The 17,000-nt window shown below is 66.2% G+C and carries 13 protein-coding genes; all 13 read right to left on the reverse strand.

What is annotated here, in order from left to right; translation table 11 throughout:
* Positions 1-27: 27 nt before the first annotated feature.
* Positions 28-1,386 carry a sigma-54-dependent transcriptional regulator gene (locus tag AC1DS5_RS01255; protein ID WP_477716428.1) on the reverse strand — a complete coding sequence of 453 codons (1,359 nt, stop codon included), beginning with the start codon at positions 1,384-1,386 and terminating at the stop codon, positions 28-30.
* Positions 1,379-3,226: a sensor histidine kinase gene (locus AC1DS5_RS01260; protein WP_477716429.1), complete on the reverse strand. Its 1,848-nt coding sequence runs from the start codon at positions 3,224-3,226 to the stop codon at positions 1,379-1,381. The genes AC1DS5_RS01255 and AC1DS5_RS01260 overlap by 8 nt, the downstream gene beginning before the upstream one ends.
* 110 nt (positions 3,227-3,336) lie before the next feature.
* The gene (locus AC1DS5_RS01265; protein WP_477716430.1) at positions 3,337-4,332 is read right to left on the reverse strand and encodes a cytochrome d ubiquinol oxidase subunit II; all 996 of its coding nucleotides are present in this window, start codon (positions 4,330-4,332) and stop codon (positions 3,337-3,339) included.
* Positions 4,333-4,390: 58 nt separating this feature from the next.
* Complete coding sequence (locus AC1DS5_RS01270; RefSeq protein WP_477716431.1) at positions 4,391-5,752, reverse strand: cytochrome ubiquinol oxidase subunit I; 1,362 nt, start codon at positions 5,750-5,752, stop codon at positions 4,391-4,393.
* Between the two features lie 48 nt (positions 5,753-5,800).
* The gene (locus tag AC1DS5_RS01275) at positions 5,801-6,484 is read right to left on the reverse strand and encodes a DUF6781 family protein (protein WP_477716432.1); all 684 of its coding nucleotides are present in this window, start codon (positions 6,482-6,484) and stop codon (positions 5,801-5,803) included.
* A 10-nt stretch (positions 6,485-6,494) separates the two neighbouring features.
* Positions 6,495-7,244: an acetoacetyl-CoA reductase gene (gene phbB / locus AC1DS5_RS01280; protein ID WP_477716433.1), complete on the reverse strand. Its 750-nt coding sequence runs from the start codon at positions 7,242-7,244 to the stop codon at positions 6,495-6,497.
* 132 nt (positions 7,245-7,376) lie between these two features.
* Complete coding sequence (locus AC1DS5_RS01285; protein WP_477716434.1) at positions 7,377-8,555, reverse strand: acetyl-CoA C-acetyltransferase; 1,179 nt, start codon at positions 8,553-8,555, stop codon at positions 7,377-7,379.
* Between the two features lie 48 nt (positions 8,556-8,603).
* Complete coding sequence (locus AC1DS5_RS01290; protein WP_477716435.1) at positions 8,604-10,070, reverse strand: PHA/PHB synthase family protein; 1,467 nt, start codon at positions 10,068-10,070, stop codon at positions 8,604-8,606.
* Between the two features lie 42 nt (positions 10,071-10,112).
* Entirely contained in the window at positions 10,113-11,444 is a 1,332-nt protein-coding gene (locus tag AC1DS5_RS01295) for an NAD(P)/FAD-dependent oxidoreductase (protein ID WP_477716436.1), read from the reverse strand.
* A 22-nt stretch (positions 11,445-11,466) separates the two neighbouring features.
* Positions 11,467-12,864, reverse strand: coding sequence for a dicarboxylate/amino acid:cation symporter (locus AC1DS5_RS01300; protein ID WP_477716437.1), 1,398 nt, complete (start codon positions 12,862-12,864; stop codon positions 11,467-11,469).
* 11 nt (positions 12,865-12,875) lie between these two features.
* Positions 12,876-13,844: a lipoyl synthase gene (gene lipA, locus AC1DS5_RS01305; RefSeq protein WP_477716438.1), complete on the reverse strand. Its 969-nt coding sequence runs from the start codon at positions 13,842-13,844 to the stop codon at positions 12,876-12,878.
* A 7-nt stretch (positions 13,845-13,851) separates the two neighbouring features.
* Positions 13,852-16,146, reverse strand: coding sequence for an NADP-dependent malic enzyme (locus AC1DS5_RS01310; RefSeq protein ID WP_477716439.1), 2,295 nt, complete (start codon positions 16,144-16,146; stop codon positions 13,852-13,854).
* 32 nt (positions 16,147-16,178) lie between these two features.
* Positions 16,179-17,000, reverse strand: coding sequence for an alpha/beta fold hydrolase (locus tag AC1DS5_RS01315; protein ID WP_477716440.1), 822 nt, complete (start codon positions 16,998-17,000; stop codon positions 16,179-16,181).

The raw sequence follows: 17,000 nt of genomic DNA on the forward strand, positions 1-17,000 counted from the left end.
AGCAGTTGACCGCTTGCCATCGCTGACTCAATCCTCCTGTCTGAACGCATCTATGGAAATTTGCAGGCGACGAAGCTTGTCATACAGAGTCTGCTTGGGCAGCCCGAGCGCTTTGGTGGTGTGAGCCACATCGCCGTGATGGCGCCTCAGCTCTTCGGTGATCATGGCGCGCTCAAAGTGCTCGACTTGCTCCGGCAGGCTGCTGGACAATGCGTGAGTCGCTGTTGTCAGATTCAGGCGATCCCCCAGCAAACCCAGCACGAAGCGGTCCGCCACATTGTGCAACTCGCGCACATTGCCGGGCCAGGCATAGGCTATCAACTCGGCCAGCTGCGAACTGCTGAGCAGGGGCGCGACCCGTTGGTAGCGGCTCGCCGCCAGCAGCGTGAAGTGTTCGAATAGCAGCGGGATGTCCTCGCGCCGCTCGCGCAGTGGCGGCAGTTCGATGAAGGCCACGCCGATGCGGTAGTACAGGTCGGCACGGAATTTGTGCCTGTCGCTCAGGCTTTTCAAATCGTCCTTCGACGCGGCGATCACGCGGCAATCGACGGGAATCGCCTTGTTCGAGCCGATGCGCTCGATGCTGCGTTCCTGCAAGGCGCGCAAGAACTTGATCTGCACGGCCATCGGCATGCTCTCGATTTCGTCCAGGAACAAGGTGCCGCCCTGGGCATGCTCGAACTTGCCGATGCGCACGCGCGTGGCGCCGGTGAAGGAGCCCACTTCGTGGCCGAACAGTTCGCTCTCGGCCAGCGCCTCGGACATGCCACCGCAGTTCAGCGGCACATAGTTGGCGCGGCGCCGGTCACTGTGCTCGTGCAGGCAGCGCGCCACCAGGTCCTTACCGGTGCCGGTCTCGCCGTAGATCACCACGTCGGCCGACGTGGCCGCCAGGGTCAGCACGGTGCGGCGCACCTGCTGCATCTGGGCCGAGCGCCCCAGCAGCACGGCCTGGATGCCATGCCAGTTCTCCAGTTGGTCGCGCAGCGCCTGCACCTGCAGCGTGAGATACCGCTTTTCGGCGGCGCGGCGCACCACCGCGACCAGGTGCTCCGATGAAAAAGGCTTCTCGATGAAGTCATAGGCCCCCTGGCGCATCGCCTGCACGGCCATCGCGATGTCGCCGTGGCCGGTGACCAGGATCACCGGCAGATCGGCGTCGATGGCGCGAATCTCGTTTTGCCAGTCGGTGCCGCTCATGCCGGGCAGCTTGACATCGCTCAGCACCACGGCCGGCACGCCGGCCCGAATGCGTGCGCGCGCATCCTCGACCGAGGCAAAGCTGTCGACGGCCAGCCCGGCCAGCTCCAGCGCCTGGGTGCTTCCCAGGCGTACATCGGCGTCGTCCTCGACGAAGATCACCCGGATGGGCTGTGCGTCACTCATGGGTTTCCGTCTCCTGTGGATTAGCCAATGGCAATTCGATTTCAAAGCAGGCGCCTGCGCCATCCAGGTTGTGGGCCCGCAGGCTGCCGCCGAACTCGCGCACGATGTGCGCCGAGATCATCAGGCCCAAGCCCAGGCCGGTGCCGGCCGGCTTGCTGGTGATGAAAGGCTCGAACAGGTGCGCGAGGATGTCGGCGCGAATGCCGGGACCGGTGTCGCTGACCCGGATGAGGCAGCGGTCCGGCGCCAGGTCGACCACGCCGGCTTGCACCTGCAGGCGCCGCAGCGGGGACGCCGCCATGGCATCGATGGCATTGCCCAGCAGATTGACCAGCACCTGCTCCAGCCGCGCCTCGTCGGCCAGGACGGCCAGGGCGGCGGGCTGCACCTGCACCACCAGTTCCACGCCGTTATCGCGCAGGCGTTGCGAGACCAGGAACTGCGCGTTGGCGATGACCTGCTGCAAGGCCACCGGCACGCGCAACGGGCTGGCTTTGTGGGCAAACGCCTTGAGCTGGTAGGTCAGGCGGCCGAGGCGATCCACGAGGTGCGCAATGCGCAGCAGATTGCCGCGCACGTCGCCCAGCCGATCCTGCTCCAGCAGCACGCAAGCGTTGTCCGACAGCGTGCGCAGGGCGCCCAGCGGCTGGTTGAGTTCATGCACCACACCGGCCGACATCTGGCCCAGCGCGGCCATTTTCCCGGCGTGCACCAGATCGCTTTGCGTGGCCCGCAAATCGGCCTCGATCGCCTTGCGCGCCTCGACCTCCTCGCCCAGCAAGGCCACGGTGCGCCGCAGTTCGGCCGTGCGCACCGTCACCTTGGCTTCGAGGCTGTCGTGTGCGGCCTGCAGTGCGGTTCGGCTGGCGAGCTTGTGATGGATGGCGCGCTGGCGCTGCCACAGCACCATCGCCAACAGCAGCAACACCGACGTGCCCAGCGCGGCGGTGATGGCGGAATAGCGGGCACCGGCGCGTACCGGCGCCATCTCGTCGAGCACCACCAGGCGCCAGCCGGACTGGCGCACAGGCCGCGCCGAGCTCAGGTAGCCGACGCCGTCCACGCTGGCCAGGACCGGATCGCCGGGCTGGCCTTGTGCCTCCCGCCAGTCCAGCGGTGCCAGCGTGGCCTCACCGTAGGGCCGCGTGCTGGCGATATCGGCCAGCACCTGCGGCGCCAGCGCGCTCAGCGGCCGGAACTTCCATTCTTCGCGCGAGGACAAAATGACCACGCCGCGTTCATCAACCAGCAACACCGTGCCGGGGAGTTTTTTCCAGGCGGCTTCCGCCTCTTCAAGGTTGACTTTGACAGTCGCCACGCCACGCTGCGGCCCTTGGCGCGGCAAGGCGTAGGACAGGTAGTAGCCCGCGCGCTTGCTGGTGATGCCGACGCCGTAGAAGCGGCCCCGGCCGTGCGCCAGCGCTTCCTTCACGTAGGGCCGAAACGAGAGGTCCGTGCCGACCGGCGTACCCGGATCGCTCCAGTCGGACGCGGCGAGGGCGACGCCCGCACGGTCCAGCACATACAGATTGGACGCGCCCGCCGTGGCATTGACGCCCTGCAGGTAACGGTTGACCTCGTCGCGCAAAACCGGGTTGCCGGGAGTGGCCAGCAGGGCGAAGACGCCGGGCGTCATCTCCAGCAGCGAAGGCAGGTACTCGTAACGCGCCAGATCGCTCTCCAGCCCCACACCCACCATGTCGAGCCGGTGCTCGGCCGCATCGCGCAGGCGATTGAGCCCGGACCGCATGGCCGCATCATGAGTCGCCAGCGCGGCGGCCGCGATGATCGCGAGCGATACGATCCAGCCCAGCGCGCGGATGGGCCAGGGTTTTTTCACGCCGGTCTCTATCCGGCGCACGCCATTCGGGGTGATGATCGCGGCTCCTTGCAAGAACGGCTCAAGTGTGCCACGAAGCAGTCCGCGCTCATCTAGACAGGCATGCGCGGTCATGCGTACTTGAGCTCGGTCGCCTTGCCGCGGAACACGCGGTACGAGAACACCGTGTAGGCCGCGATCGCCGGCACCGAGATGCATACGCCGAACAGGATGACTTTTAGCGCCGCCGGACTGCTGGCGGCCTGCCAGATGGTCAGGCGGTCGATCACCACATACGGATAGAGGCTGTAAGCCAGCCCCAGAAAGCCCAGCACGAACACCCCGATCAGCAGCACGAACGGCAGCCAGCACAAGGGCCCGCGCACGATACGGGTGTCGAGCAGGCGGCGCACGGTCAGCAGCGCCGCGACAGTGACCAATGGAATGGCCATGAGGGCGATCACTGCCGGCAGCGTGAACCAGCGCTCGCGCACGGTGGCGCTGATCCATGGCGTGGCCAGCGAGATCAGCGCCAGGCCGACGACCATCGGACCCCAGGCGATCTTGGCCCAGTCGATTGCCTTTTGCTGCAGGGCGCCCTCCGTCTTCATGATCAGCCACGCGGCACCGAGCAGCACGTACGCCATCGGCAGTGCCGCGGCGATCGCGGCGGCAAAGAGGGGGTAGTTCCAGCCCTCGCCGAACCCACTGACGTAGCGGCCGAGCATCCAGCCCTGCGCCACGGCGGCGAGGGTGGAACCGGCAAAAAACATCCGGTCCCACATCGGCTTGTGGTCGGCCTTGGCCTTGACGCGAAAATCGAACGCCACACCGCGTAGCGTGAGGCCCACCAGCATCAGCGCCACGGGCAGGTAGAGCTCGCTGAGCACCAGGCCATGCGCCTTCGGGAAGGCGACCAGCAAGATACCGATGCCCAGCACCAGCCAGGTTTCGTTGGCGTCCCAGAACGGCCCGATCGACGCGATCAGCACGTCCTTCTCGGCATCGTTGGCGCGCGGCAACAGCATGCCCACGCCCAGGTCGTAGCCGTCGCTGATCACGTAGATCAGCATGGCCACGCCCATCAGCGCCATGAAGATCACCGGCAGGAACTCGTCGAAAGTCATTGCATAACCTCCGCCCTGCGGGCTGCGGTGCCATGAGCCTTGGGAGCGGCCCGGCGGCTCATACCTGGCTCCCAGCGACAACCGCAGCCGGCATGTCGGTATCGGGGTCCAGGACGTGCCCAGGCTTCTCGGCCATGTATTTGATGACCGCCACGTAGGCGAGGATCAGCGCGAGGTAGAGCGCCACGTACATCGCCAGCGTCAGCGCGATCATCGGCGCCGGCACGGCGGACGCCACATCGGCGGTGCGCAGCAGGCCGAACACGATGTAGGGCTGGCGCCCGATCTCGGTCACGTACCAGCCGGCCAGGGTCGCCACCCAGCCCGAAAAGGTCATGCCGGCCAGGCCCCACAGCAGCCATCGCGGCAGCCAGTGCGCCTGCCAACCGCAGCGGCGGTACAGCCACCAGCCGGCCCAGCTCACCAGCAGCATCAACACACCCATGCCGACCATCGCGCGAAAAGCGAGGAACATGGGCAGCGCCGGTGGGTGGCGGTCGCGGAATTCGTCCAGGCCCTTGATCTCGCCATCGGCCTCGTGGGTGAGGATCAGGCTGGCCAGCTTCGGGATCGCGATCTCGAAGTGGTTCTTGCGCGCCTCGCCATCCGGCAGGGCGAACAGCAACAGCGGTGCGCCGCGCGCGGTCTGCCACACGCCCTCCATGGCCGCGATCTTCTGCGGCTGGTGCTTGAGCGTGTTCAGGCCGTGCAGGTCGCCGACGAAGATCTGCACCGGGATCAGCAAGGCCGCGAGCGTCAGGCCAACCCGCAGCACCTTCGGAGTCGACGCATTGGCGCAGCCTCGCAGCACCTGCCAGGCGCTGATGCCGGTCAGCAGGAAGGCCACGGTAAGTGCCGAGGCCAGCAGCATATGGGTGAGGCGGTACGGAAACGAGGGGTTGAATACCACGTCGAACCAGCTCTTCACGTGGAACTGGCCGGCGATCACTTCATGCCCCGCCGGTGTCTGCATCCACGAGTTCAGCGCCAGTATCCAGAAGGCGCTGAGCGTGGTGCCGAAGGCCACGAAGAAGGTCGACAGCAGGTGGACGCGCTCGCTGACACGGCCGTGGCCGAATAGCATGATGCCCAGGAAACCTGCCTCCAGGAAGAATGCCGTGAGCACCTCGAAGGCGAGCAGCGGCCCGGCGACATTGCCCACCTGCTCCATGTAGCCCGGCCAATTGGTGCCGAACTGGAAGCTCATGGTGATGCCCGAGACCACGCCCAGCGCGAACGTCAGCGCGAACACCTTCGTCCAGAAGCGATAGGCGATGAGCCAGGCGCCGACGTGCGTGGTCAGCCAGCGCCAGCGAAAGAACAGCAGCATCCAGCCCAGCGCGATGCTGATGGTCGGAAACAGGATGTGAAAGCTGATATTGGCCGCGAACTGCATGCGCGCCAGGAGAATGGGGTCCATGAGACTTTTCCTTTTCTTAAGGTCACCCCGCAACCTGGCGCGCGACGCTCAACCGCGACGGGCGCGGCCGGCGGCCGCCTTGGCCTGCGGCTGCAATCCCTCGGACATCCCGATCAGCACGCCGCTGACCAGCGACGCGTAGCTGTCCATCATGGCCTGCGTGGCGCTCATGCTGGTGGCGCGGCCTGCTCGCATTGCTGTGCGGGCCTGCTCCACCAACTGTTCCACGGCGGCGCTCGCCTGGTCACCCGTGTCGGTGCCCTTGCCCTTCATGGTTTGGAGCACCTGCTGCCACGGCGCTTGCAGAGAACTGCCGGCGCCCTGTGTGGCCTTGGAGACGGTGGTGAAAAAGACGTCCTCCATCTTCTCCAGATGGGCCATTGCGCCCTTCATCTGCCGGTCCTTCAGGTCCAGGCCCTGGTCGATGAACTGCTGCAAGGCCTTGCGGTGGGCCTCGACGGCCTGCAGCAACGCGCCATCCATGCCCGCAAAGGCCTTGCCTAGCATGGCTTCGACATCAACCGCGTTGGCCGGGTTCTGCGCGGCGCCGGTGGAGGCCGCCTGCGTCACCGTCTTCAGCACCTTGCGGATGTTGTCCAGCGTCAGCTCGCGCCCCTGCAAGGCTTTCAGCGTGACCTCGCTCACGGTCTTGCGCAAGGTTTCGCCCTGCTTGGCCGTGGCCTGCGAAAACATATTGACCAGTGCGTCCTGGTCGATTCCTGACTTGATCATGGTCTTGTCCTCATTGCATGTGTTGACCGCCGTTGATGGCGATATTGGCCCCGGTCACGAAGGCGGCTTCTTCAGAGGCCAGGTAGATGATCAAACCCGCCACTTCTTCGGGTTTGCCCAAGCGCCCGACCGGGATGTTCGGCAGGATCTTGGAGTCCAGCACCTCTTTCGGAATAGCCGTCACCATCTTGGTGCCGATGTAGCCTGGCGAGATGGTGTTGACGGTGACACCTTTTTTCGCAACCTCCAGTGCCAGCGCCTTGGTGAAGCCGTGCACGCCGGCCTTGGCGGCCGAGTAGTTGGTCTGGCCGAAAGCGCCCTTGGAACCGTTCACCGAGGACACATTGATGATGCGGCCCCAGTTGCGCTCGACCATGCTGTCGGCGACCTGCTTGCTCATGTTGAACAGGCTGTCGAGATTGGTACGCAGCACCGCGTCCCAGTTGACCTTGTCCATCTTCTTGAAGGTCATGTCGCGCGTGATGCCCGCGTTATTGACCAGCACGTCGACCGCGCCCAGCTTTTCCTGCACCTGCGCCACCGCGGCGTGGCAGGAATCGATGTCGGCCACGTCGCAGGGTACGGCCAGGATGTCATAACCGTTGGCCTTCATCTGGGCCACCCACTCGGCGTGTTTGGCGTTGCCGGGCGAGTAGGTCACCGCGACTTTGTAGCCGGCATCGACCATCTTGGTGGAAATCGTCTCGCCCAGGCCGCCCATGCCGCCCGTGACCAGAACCACGCGTGTTGCTTGTGTCATTTCATTTCTCCTTGTTGAAACTCTGTTGGATGTCATCTCAGTTCTCCAGCCAGGGCCACCGCGGAACCGGCTCTGCCGGGCCGCTGGTGGCGCCCCCTGAGGGGGAGGCGCCGAAGGCGCTTCGGGGGGGAGTCACATTTCTACGGCCAGTGCCACACCCATGCCGCCGCCGATGCACAGCGAGGCCAGGCCCTTGTTGGCGCCGCGGCGCTTCATCTCATGCAGCAGCGTGACCAGGATGCGGCAGCCCGAGGCGCCGATCGGGTGGCCGATGGCAATGGCGCCGCCGTTGACGTTGATCTTGCTGGTGTCCCACTCCATCGCCTGGTTGACCGCGCAGGCCTGCGCGGCAAAGGCCTCGTTGATCTCCATCAGGTCCAGATCCTGCGCCGACCAACCGGCCTTTTTCAGGCACAGCTGCGAGGCAGGTACCGGACCCATGCCCATGATGGTGGGGTCCAGGCCGGCGCTGGCGTAGGCGCGGATCACGGCCAGCGGCTTCAGGCCCAGCGCCGCGGCGCGCTTGGCGCTCATCACCAGCACGGCGGCAGCGCCGTCGTTGAGGCCCGACGCATTGCCGGCGGTCACCGAACCTGCCTTGTCGAAGGCCGGGCGCAGGCCGGCCAGGACGTCGGCGCTGGTCTTGCGATTGACGAACTCGTCGGCGGAAAACACGATAGGGTCGCCCTTTTTCTGCGCAATGGTGAAGGGCAGGATTTCATCCGTGAATTTGCCTGCATCCTGTGCCGCGGCCGCCTTTTGCTGCGAGGCCAGCGCCAGCGCATCCTGCATTTCGCGTGTGATGCCGTACTTTTTGGCCACATTTTCAGCCGTGGTGCCCATGTGGTACTGGTTGTACACGTCCCAGAGGCCGTCGGTGATCATGGTGTCGATCAGCTTCCAGTCGCCCATGCGCTGGCCGTCGCGCGAGCCCGGCAGCACGTGCGGCGCAGCGCTCATGTTCTCCTGCCCGCCCGCGACGACGATCTCGGCGTCGCCACACTTGATGGCCTGGGCCGCCAGCATCACCGCCTTCAGCCCCGAGCCACAAACCTTGTTGATCGTCATGCCCGGCACGCCCTGCGGCAGCCCGGCCTTGATGACGGTTTGTCGCGCCGGGTTCTGGCCGGCGCCGGCCGTGAGTACCTGACCCAGTATCACTTCGCTGACCGCGTCGCCGGGCACACCGGCCTGGGCCAGCAGCCCGCGCACGACATGGGCGCCCAAATCGGGCGCAGCGGTTTTGGCCAGGGTACCGCCGAACTTGCCCACAGCAGTGCGGGCAGCGGCAACGATGACGATATCGGACATAAAAGCTCCTTCAGGGGTGGATAACGGTGAAAAAATGAACCGGCGGCGTCATGCCGCCTTTTCCTTGACGTATCGGCCCGGTGCGGGCTCGATCACGGGAAACTTGCGCGTGCCGGCCTGCTTGGGCGCCTTGACCTGCGCCCCGACATGGCCAGCCAGCCAGTCGGTCCAGGCCGGCCACCAGCTGCCGGGGACCGATTGCGCAGCGTCCAACCAGCGTTGCGGCTCGATGTCTATGTCGCCCACCCAATGGTTGCGCTTGTTCTTGGCCGGCGGGTTGATCACGCCGGCGATGTGGCCGCTGGCACCCAACACGAAAGTGGTGTCGCCGCCCAGCAGCCGCGTGCTGGCATAGGCGGTGCGCCAGGGCACGATGTGATCGTCGCGCGAGGCGTAGAGGAAGACGGGTACGTCGATGCGCGCGAAGTCCACCGCCTCGCCACACTGCACCGTGGCACCCGGGACCCCCAGCTTGTTCTCGAGGTAGGCGTTGCGCAGATACCAGCAGAACATCGGACCCGGCAGATTGGTGTCATCGCCATTCCAGAACAGCAGGTCGAAGGCGGGCGGCGCCTTGCCCTTCAGATACCCGTTGACTACATACGGCCAGATCAGGTCGTTGGCGCGCAGCGACGCGAACACCTGGGCCAGCTCACGCCCTTGCAGCAAGCCGCCGTGGCCGATGGTGGTTTCACGCATCGCGACGCCGCGCTCGTCCACGAGCTGGCCGATCTCGCCGGTGTCCGAGAAGTCCAGCATCGTCGTCAGCAGCGTCATGCTGCACGCCTTCTGCTGGCCGCGTGCGGCCAGCACCGCCAGCGCGCAGGCCAGCAAGGTACCGCCGACGCAGAAACCCAAGGTATTGACGCGATCGGCGCCGCTGATCGCCTGCGCCGTGTCGATGGCGGAGATCACCCCCAGTTCGAGGTAGTCGTCCCATCCCAGGTGTCCTTGGGCGGCCGACACGTTGCGCCAGGAGATCAGGAACACGGTATGCCCTTGCGCCACGGCATGTGCGACCAGCGAGTTCTCCGGCTGCAGATCAAGGATGTAGTACTTGTTGATGCATGGCGGCACGATCAACAGCGGCTGCGCGTAAACCTTGGGGGTGACGGGGGCGTACTGGATGAGCTGCATCAGTTCGTTCTCGAACACGACGCTGCCTGGCGTGGTAGCCACGTTGCGGCCAACCTCGAACGCCTGGTCGTCAGTCATCGAGATGCGGCCCTTGGCCAGATCCTGCAGGAACAGCCTCATGCCCTCTACCAGGCTTGCGCCGCCGGAATCCACCGCGAGCTGCAGCGCCTCGGGATTCGTGGCCAGGAAGTTGGCGGGACTGAGAGCGTCCTGCACCTGACGCAGGGCAAACTGCCACTGCGCCTTGGTCTGCGCGTCGGCCGGTGCGGCATCAAGCCAGAATGCACTCGCCTGTGCACCCAGGGTACGCAGCGTGGCCTGCTGAGCGCTTAATAGATCTTGGATCCAGGCGCCGGGGTCGCGGGATGGTGTAGTCATGATGGTTGTTTCTCGACGTTGTGCTGTCAGGACAGGTGACGTTCAATGCAGCTTCACATGCGGCTCGGTGCGCCGCACAATCAGGCGTGCCAGCGTGTCGAGCGCGACCTTGGGGAAGCCGTGCAAGGCCAATTCATGCATCTTGTAAAGCGAGACATACATCAGCCGCGCGAACAGGCCCTCGACCATCAAGCCGCCCATCATGTTGCCCACGGTGCTGAATTCACCGAGCGAGACGAGCGAGCCGAAGTCGCGATAGCGGTATTCACGCAAAGGCTTGCCGGCCAGCCGGCGCCTGATCTGCCCGGCGATGTGCGAGGCCTGCTGGTGCGCGGCCTGGGCCCGGGGCGGAACAAACCCGCCCTGGCCCTGGTTGGCCTGCGGCCATTCGCACGCCGCGCAGTCGCCCATGGCGAAGATGTTCTCGTCCCGCGTGGATTGCAGAGTGGAATGCACCACCAGCTGGTTGATCCGGTTGGTTTCCAGGCCCGCGATGTCCTTCAGAAAGTCCGGCGCCTTCACGCCGGCGGCCCACACCACCAGTTCGGCCGGCAGCACGCGCCCATCGGCCAGGCGGACACCGCCCGCGTGGACTTCAGCGACCTTGGCGTCGGTGTGCACCTCCACGCCCAGCTTGCGCAGCAGGTCTGAGGTGGTTTGCGACAGGCGCGGTGGCAGCGCCGGCAGCACGCGCGGGGCTGCCTCGATGAGCGTCACCTTGATGTCCTTGTCGGCATCGACGCGGTCCAGGCCGAAAGCCACGACTTGCCGCGTGGTGCGGTGCAACTCGGCGGCCAGTTCGACCCCGGTCGCGCCGGCTCCGATGATGGCGACGTGCAATTGCTCGGGCCGCAGCGGCGTGGCCTGGGCATGGGCACGGATGCAGGCATTGACCATGCGGGAATGGAAGCGCAGCGCATCGGCCGCGCACTCCAGCCGCATGGCGTGCTCGCGCACGCCGGGCGTTCCGAAGTCGTTGCTCTGGCTGCCCACGGCCATCACCAGCGTGTCGTAGCCGAACACGCGCCGCGGCGTGACCTGCTGGCCCTCGTCGTCGACGTGGGGCGCCACCAGCACCTCGCGCCGCTCGCGGTCCAGCCCCACCATTTCGCCGACGCGGTAGCGGAAGTGATGCCAGTGCGACTGCGCCAGGTAGCCGACCTCGTGCGCGCTCATGTCCATGCTGCCGGAGGCGATCTCGTGCAGCTTGGGCTTCCAGACATGGGTGCGCGTCTTCTCGATCAGCGTCACCTCCGCCTTGCCACGGCGGCCCAGCGTATCGCCCAGCCGGGTGGCGAGTTCCAGCCCGCCCGCGCCGCCGCCAACGATGACGATGCGGTGCGGCGTGCCGGCGCGAAGAGTGGCTGCGCTCATGATCGAAGTTCCGGGAGATCCATCAGCGCGCTGCGGGCAGCGGCATGTTCGGCGCGCCCTGGTCGGTGCGCCCGGCCTGGGCCGCCGTCGGCGCCGGCATGTGGTGCTCGACCTGGTCCAGCACGGCTTCCGGCTCCTCGGCTTCAGCCGCGGTCTCGTTGTTCAGCTGGTTGTGCATGCGTTTCATGTCCAGATCACCCGTCCAGCGCGCCACGACCACGGTGGCGACGCCGTTGCCGATCAGGTTGGTGAGCGCCCGGGCTTCCGACATGAAGCGGTCGATGCCCAGGATCAGTGCCAGGCCGGCCACAGGCACCCCGCCCACGGCGGACAGGGTCGCGGCCAGCACGATGAAGCCGCTGCCGGTGATGCCGGCAGCACCCTTGGAGGTGAGCAGCAGCACGCCCAGCAGCGTCAGCTGCTGCGTCAGCGTCATCGGGGTGTTGGTGGCCTGCGCGATGAATACCGCGGCCATGGTCAGGTAGATCGAGGTGCCATCGAGATTGAAGGAGTAACCGGTGGGAATCACCAGGCCGACCACGGACTTGCGCGCGCCCAGGTTCTCCATCTTGGCCATCATGCGCGGCAGCACCGACTCGGACGACGAGGTGCCCAGCACGATCAGCAGCTCCTCCTTGATGTACTTGATGAACTTCCAGATGGAGAAGCCATGCAGCCTGGCGATGAGCCCCAAGACCACGAAGATGAAAAAGAAGCAGGTCGCGTAGAACGTGCCCATCAGCTTGCCCAGCGAGAGCAGCGAGCCGACACCGTACTTGCCGATGGTGAAGGCCATGGCGCCGAAGGCACCAATCGGGGCGACCTTCATGATGATCCCGACGATGGAAAACAGCACGTGCGAACCTTTTTCGATCAGGTCGAACACCAGCGTGCCGCGGCCGCCGAACTTGTGCAGCGCGAAGCCGAACATCACCGAGAACAGCAGCACCTGCAGGATTTCGCCCTTGGCGAACGCGTCCACCACGGTGCTCGGGATCACGTTGAGCAGGAAGTCCACCGTGCCCTGCATCTTGCCGGGGCCGGTATAGGCGGCGATGCTCTTGGTGTCGAGCGCGGACGGGTCGACATTCATACCCACGCCTGGCCCGACCAGGTTGATGATGACCAGCCCGATCACCAGCGCCAGGCTGCTGACGACCTCGAAATACAGCAGCGCCAGCCCGCCGGTCTTGCCGACCTTCTTCATGTCTTCCATGCCGGCGATGCCCACCACCACGGTGCAGAAGATGATGGGCGCGATGATCATCTTGATCAGCTTGATGAAGCCGTCACCCAGCGGCTTCATGGCGGCGCCCGTTTCCGGATAGAAGTGGCCCAGCAGCACGCCGATCACGATGGCCGTGATGACCTGGAAATAGAGCGACTGGTAAAGAGGCTTGGGGGTCGGGTCTTTGTCCATGAATATCTCCTTCAGTTATGGGTGATCATTGGCTGGCGCTGGGCGCCCGCCGCTTCGGCCTGCACGTCTGCGTGGTAGCTGGAGCGCACCAGCGGCCCGCAGGCGGCATGTGTGAATCCCATCTGCCGCGCCTGCCCGGCCAGGGCCTCGAAAGCTTGCGGCGCAACGTAGCGGCGCACGGGCAGGTTGCCGGGGCGCGGCTGCAGGTACTGGCCCACCGTCAGCATGTCCACGCCGTGGGCGCGCAGGTCGCGCATCACGGCGAGCACTTCGTCGTCGGTTTCGCCCAGGCCCAGCATCAGGCCCGACTTCGTGAGCACCTCGGGGCGATGCTGCTTGAACGCGCGCAGCAGTTCCAGGGAATGGGCGTAATCGGCGCCAGGACGGGCTTCGCGGTACAGGCGCGGCACGGTTTCCAGGTTGTGGTTCATCACGTCCGGCGGATCCACCGCCAGCACGTCCAGGGCTGTCTCCAGCCGCCCCCGGAAATCCGGCGTCAGGATCTCGATGCGCGTGCGCGGCGATTGCCGGCGCACCGCCCGGATGCAGGCCGCAAAATGCGCCGCCCCGCCATCGCGCAGATCGTCGCGATCCACGCTGGTGATGACCACATAGTTCAGGCGCAGCCGGGCCACCGTGTCGGCGAGCTTCAGCGGTTCCTGCGGATCCGGCGCCAGCGGCCGGCCATGCGCCACGTCGCAGAAGGGGCAGCGCCGCGTGCACAGGTCGCCCAGGACCATGAAGGTGGCCGTGCCTTTGCCGAAGCACTCGCCGATGTTGGGACACGCGGCCTCTTCGCAGACCGTGTGCAGGCCCTGCTCGCGCAGCACCTGCTTGACGCCCCGGAAGGTTTCGCTGTGCGACAGGCGCACGCGGATCCAGTCGGGCTTGGGCAGCGCGGGTGCCGCCACCACCTTGATCGGAATGCGCGCGGTCTTGGCGCCGCCGCGCTGGCCCGGAGAGAGGGTAGATGCATCCATGACGTGCTCAGTCGGCGACCCATGTCTGGGCTCGCTGTGCGGCCGCATCGACCGTAGCGAGCGCCGTCATGTTGACGATGCGGCGCACCGTCGACGACGGCGTCAGGATATGGACCGGAAGCGCCGCGCCCAGCAGGATGCCACCCACCGTGATGCCGCCGCCAGCCGCGATGCGCAGCAGGTTGTAGGAAATGTTGGCCGCATCGACGTTGGGCATGACCAGCACGTTCGCCTCGCCCGCCAGGCCAGAATCCGGGAACTCGCGATCGAGAATCTCCTTGGACAAAGCCGCGTCGCCGCGCATCTCGCCGTCGACCGCGAGGCTGGGGTCGCGCGCCTTCACCAGTGCCAGCGCCTCGCGCATCTTCAGCGCCGCCGGCGCGTTCGAACTGCCGAAGCTGGAGTGCGACAGCAGCGCCACGCTGGGGACGATGCCGAACCGGCGCACCTCTTCGGCCGCCAGCAGCGCGATCTCGGCGACCTGCTCGGCCGTCGGGTCGCTGTTGACATGGGTGTCGCAGATGAAGAGCTGGCGGCCGGGCAGCATCAGCATCTGCATGGCCGCGAAGGTGCGGGTGCCGCCGCGCAGGCCGATCACGTCGCTCACATAGCCCAGATGATCGGCGTAGCTGCCCAGGGTGCCGCACAGCATGGCGTCCGCCGAACCTTCACGCACCAGCATCGCGCCGAGAAGCGTGCTGCGGCTGCGCATCTCGGCACGGGCGGTGGCGCGCGACACGCCCCGGCGGCGGGCCAGCCGGTAATAGGCGTCCGCCGCAGGGCCGTAGACGTCCGGATCCAGCAGGTTCACGCACTCGCAATCCACGCCGGGCTGAAGGCGCAGGCCAAACTGCTCGATGCGCTGGGCAATGACCTCGGGCCGGCCCGCCAGCAGCGGACGCGCCAGCCCTTCATCGACCACCACCTGGGCGGCGCGCAGCACGCGCTCGTCTTCGCCTTCGGCATAGACCACGCGCTTGGGCGCGCGCTTGGCTGCCGCGAACACCGGCTGCATCGCGCCACCCGACTGATAAACGAACTGGCTCAGCCGCTGGCGGTAGGCGTCCATGTCACCGATCGGGCGCGTGGCCACGCCGCTGTCCATCGCCGCCTGGGCGACTGCCGGGGCGACGACCTCGATCAAGCGCGGATCGAACGGCTTGGGAATGAGGTACTCGGCACCGAAACGCAGGCCCACGGTCCCGTAGGCCTGGGCCACCACCTCGGGAATCTCGGCATGGGCGAGCTCGGCGATGGCTCTGACCGCCGCCAGCTTCATCTCCTCGTTGATCGTGGTGGCGCCGACGTCCAGCGCGCCGCGGAAGATGAACGGGAAGCACAGCACGTTGTTGACCTGGTTCGGGTAGTCCGAACGACCCGTCCCCATGATCGTGTCGGGACGAACCGCCAGCGCCTCTGCCGGCTCGATCTCAGGCGTCGGGTTCGCCATCGCCAGAATGATGGGGTCGCGCGCCATCGTCTTGACCATCTCGGGCTTGAGCACGCCGCCGGCCGACAGGCCCAGGAAGATGTCGGCCCCGCCGATGATGTCGGCCAGCTTGCGAGCCGAGGTCTCCTGCGCGTAACGGGCCTTGTTCGGGTCCATCTGCTCCTTGCGGCCCGCATAGACCACGCCGGCGCTGTCGGACACGAACACGTTGCGCATCGGCAGCCCGAGGCTGACGATCAGGTCCAGGCAGGCCAGCGCGGCGGCGCCGGCGCCCGAGGCCACCAGCTTGACCTCCTTGATGTCCTTGTCGACGTGTTTGAGTGCGTTGAGAATGGCCGCGGCGGCGACGATGGCGGTGCCGTGCTGGTCGTCATGGAACACCGGAATCTTCATGCGCTCGCGCAGCTTTTTCTCGATGTAGAAACACTCGGGCGCCTTGATGTCTTCGAGGTTGATGCCGCCAAAGGTGGGCTCCATGCGTGCGATGGTGTCGATCAGCTTGTCGGGGTCGAGCTCATCGAGCTCGATGTCAAACACGTCGATGCCGGCGAATTTCTTGAACAGGCAGCCCTTGCCCTCCATCACCGGCTTGCCCGCCAGCGCGCCGATGTTGCCCAGGCCCAGCACGGCCGTGCCGTTGGTGATCACGGCCACCAGGTTGTTGCGCGCCGTCAGGTTGCCGGCCTCGCGCGGGTCCTCCACAATCGCCAGGCAGGCTTCGGCCACGCCGGGCGAGTAGGCCAGCCCGAGGTCGCGCTGCGTTGCCATGGCCTTGGTCGGGGTCACCGAGATCTTGCCCGGCGTGGGATAGCGGTGGTAGTCGAGGGCGGCTTCGCGTAAATTGTCTGACATGGGGGTCTCCGTCGTAGGGGTTGGAATTCGAATCAGTGTGTCGCCAGCGCCGGCAAGGAGTGCCCTGCGCGCGGTTCGACCAGCTCGCGCAGCCAGCTGTGCAAGGCGTGCACCAGCGCCTCGGGCTGGTCGGCATGGACCCAGTGCGCCGCATCGTCGATATGCGCCAGGCGCGCACGGGGAAACAGACGCTCGATATCCGCATGCGATTCGGTGCGCACATAGTCGGAGTCCACCCCGGCGACGAACAGGGCCGGCCCGGCGTAGTGCTTGCGCATCAGCGGCTGCGGAAAGCGGCACAGGTCAGGCATGCACATGGCTGTCGCCATCAGGTTGATGCGCCAGTCGAAGCGCTCGTCATGACGCCTGAGGTTCTGCATCAGGAAGTCACCCGGGGCGCCGCCCCCCAGGCTGTGCGCGAGCGCCTGCCGTACTTCCTTGCGACCGGCTGCGACCGCAACGTCCAGGCGACGCATGGCCTTCATGTAGAGCGAGAATTGATCGCCGTAGCGTTCGGGTGCTATGTCAATCACGGCCAGGCCGGCGATCGCCTGCGGGTGTTCCAGGGCCAGGGCCATGGCGGTCTTGCCGCCCATGCTGTGGCCGATCAGAATCGGCTGCTGCAATTGCTCGCGCTCGATCAGAGCCAGCACATCGAGCGCCATGTCGGGGTAGGACATGGCCTCGGCCCAGGGGGATGCGCCATGGTTGCGCGCGTCGGGAAGGTAGAACCGGTACGAGTGGCCCAGGGCCTGGGCGATCTGGGCCCAGTTGCGCCCAGCCCCGAACAAACCGTGCAGGATGACCACGGGCGGACCGTTGCCCACCACCTCGAAAGCCAATTTAATGGACAC

The sequence above is a fragment of the Polaromonas sp. P4_H1 genome (assembly GCF_056400945.1).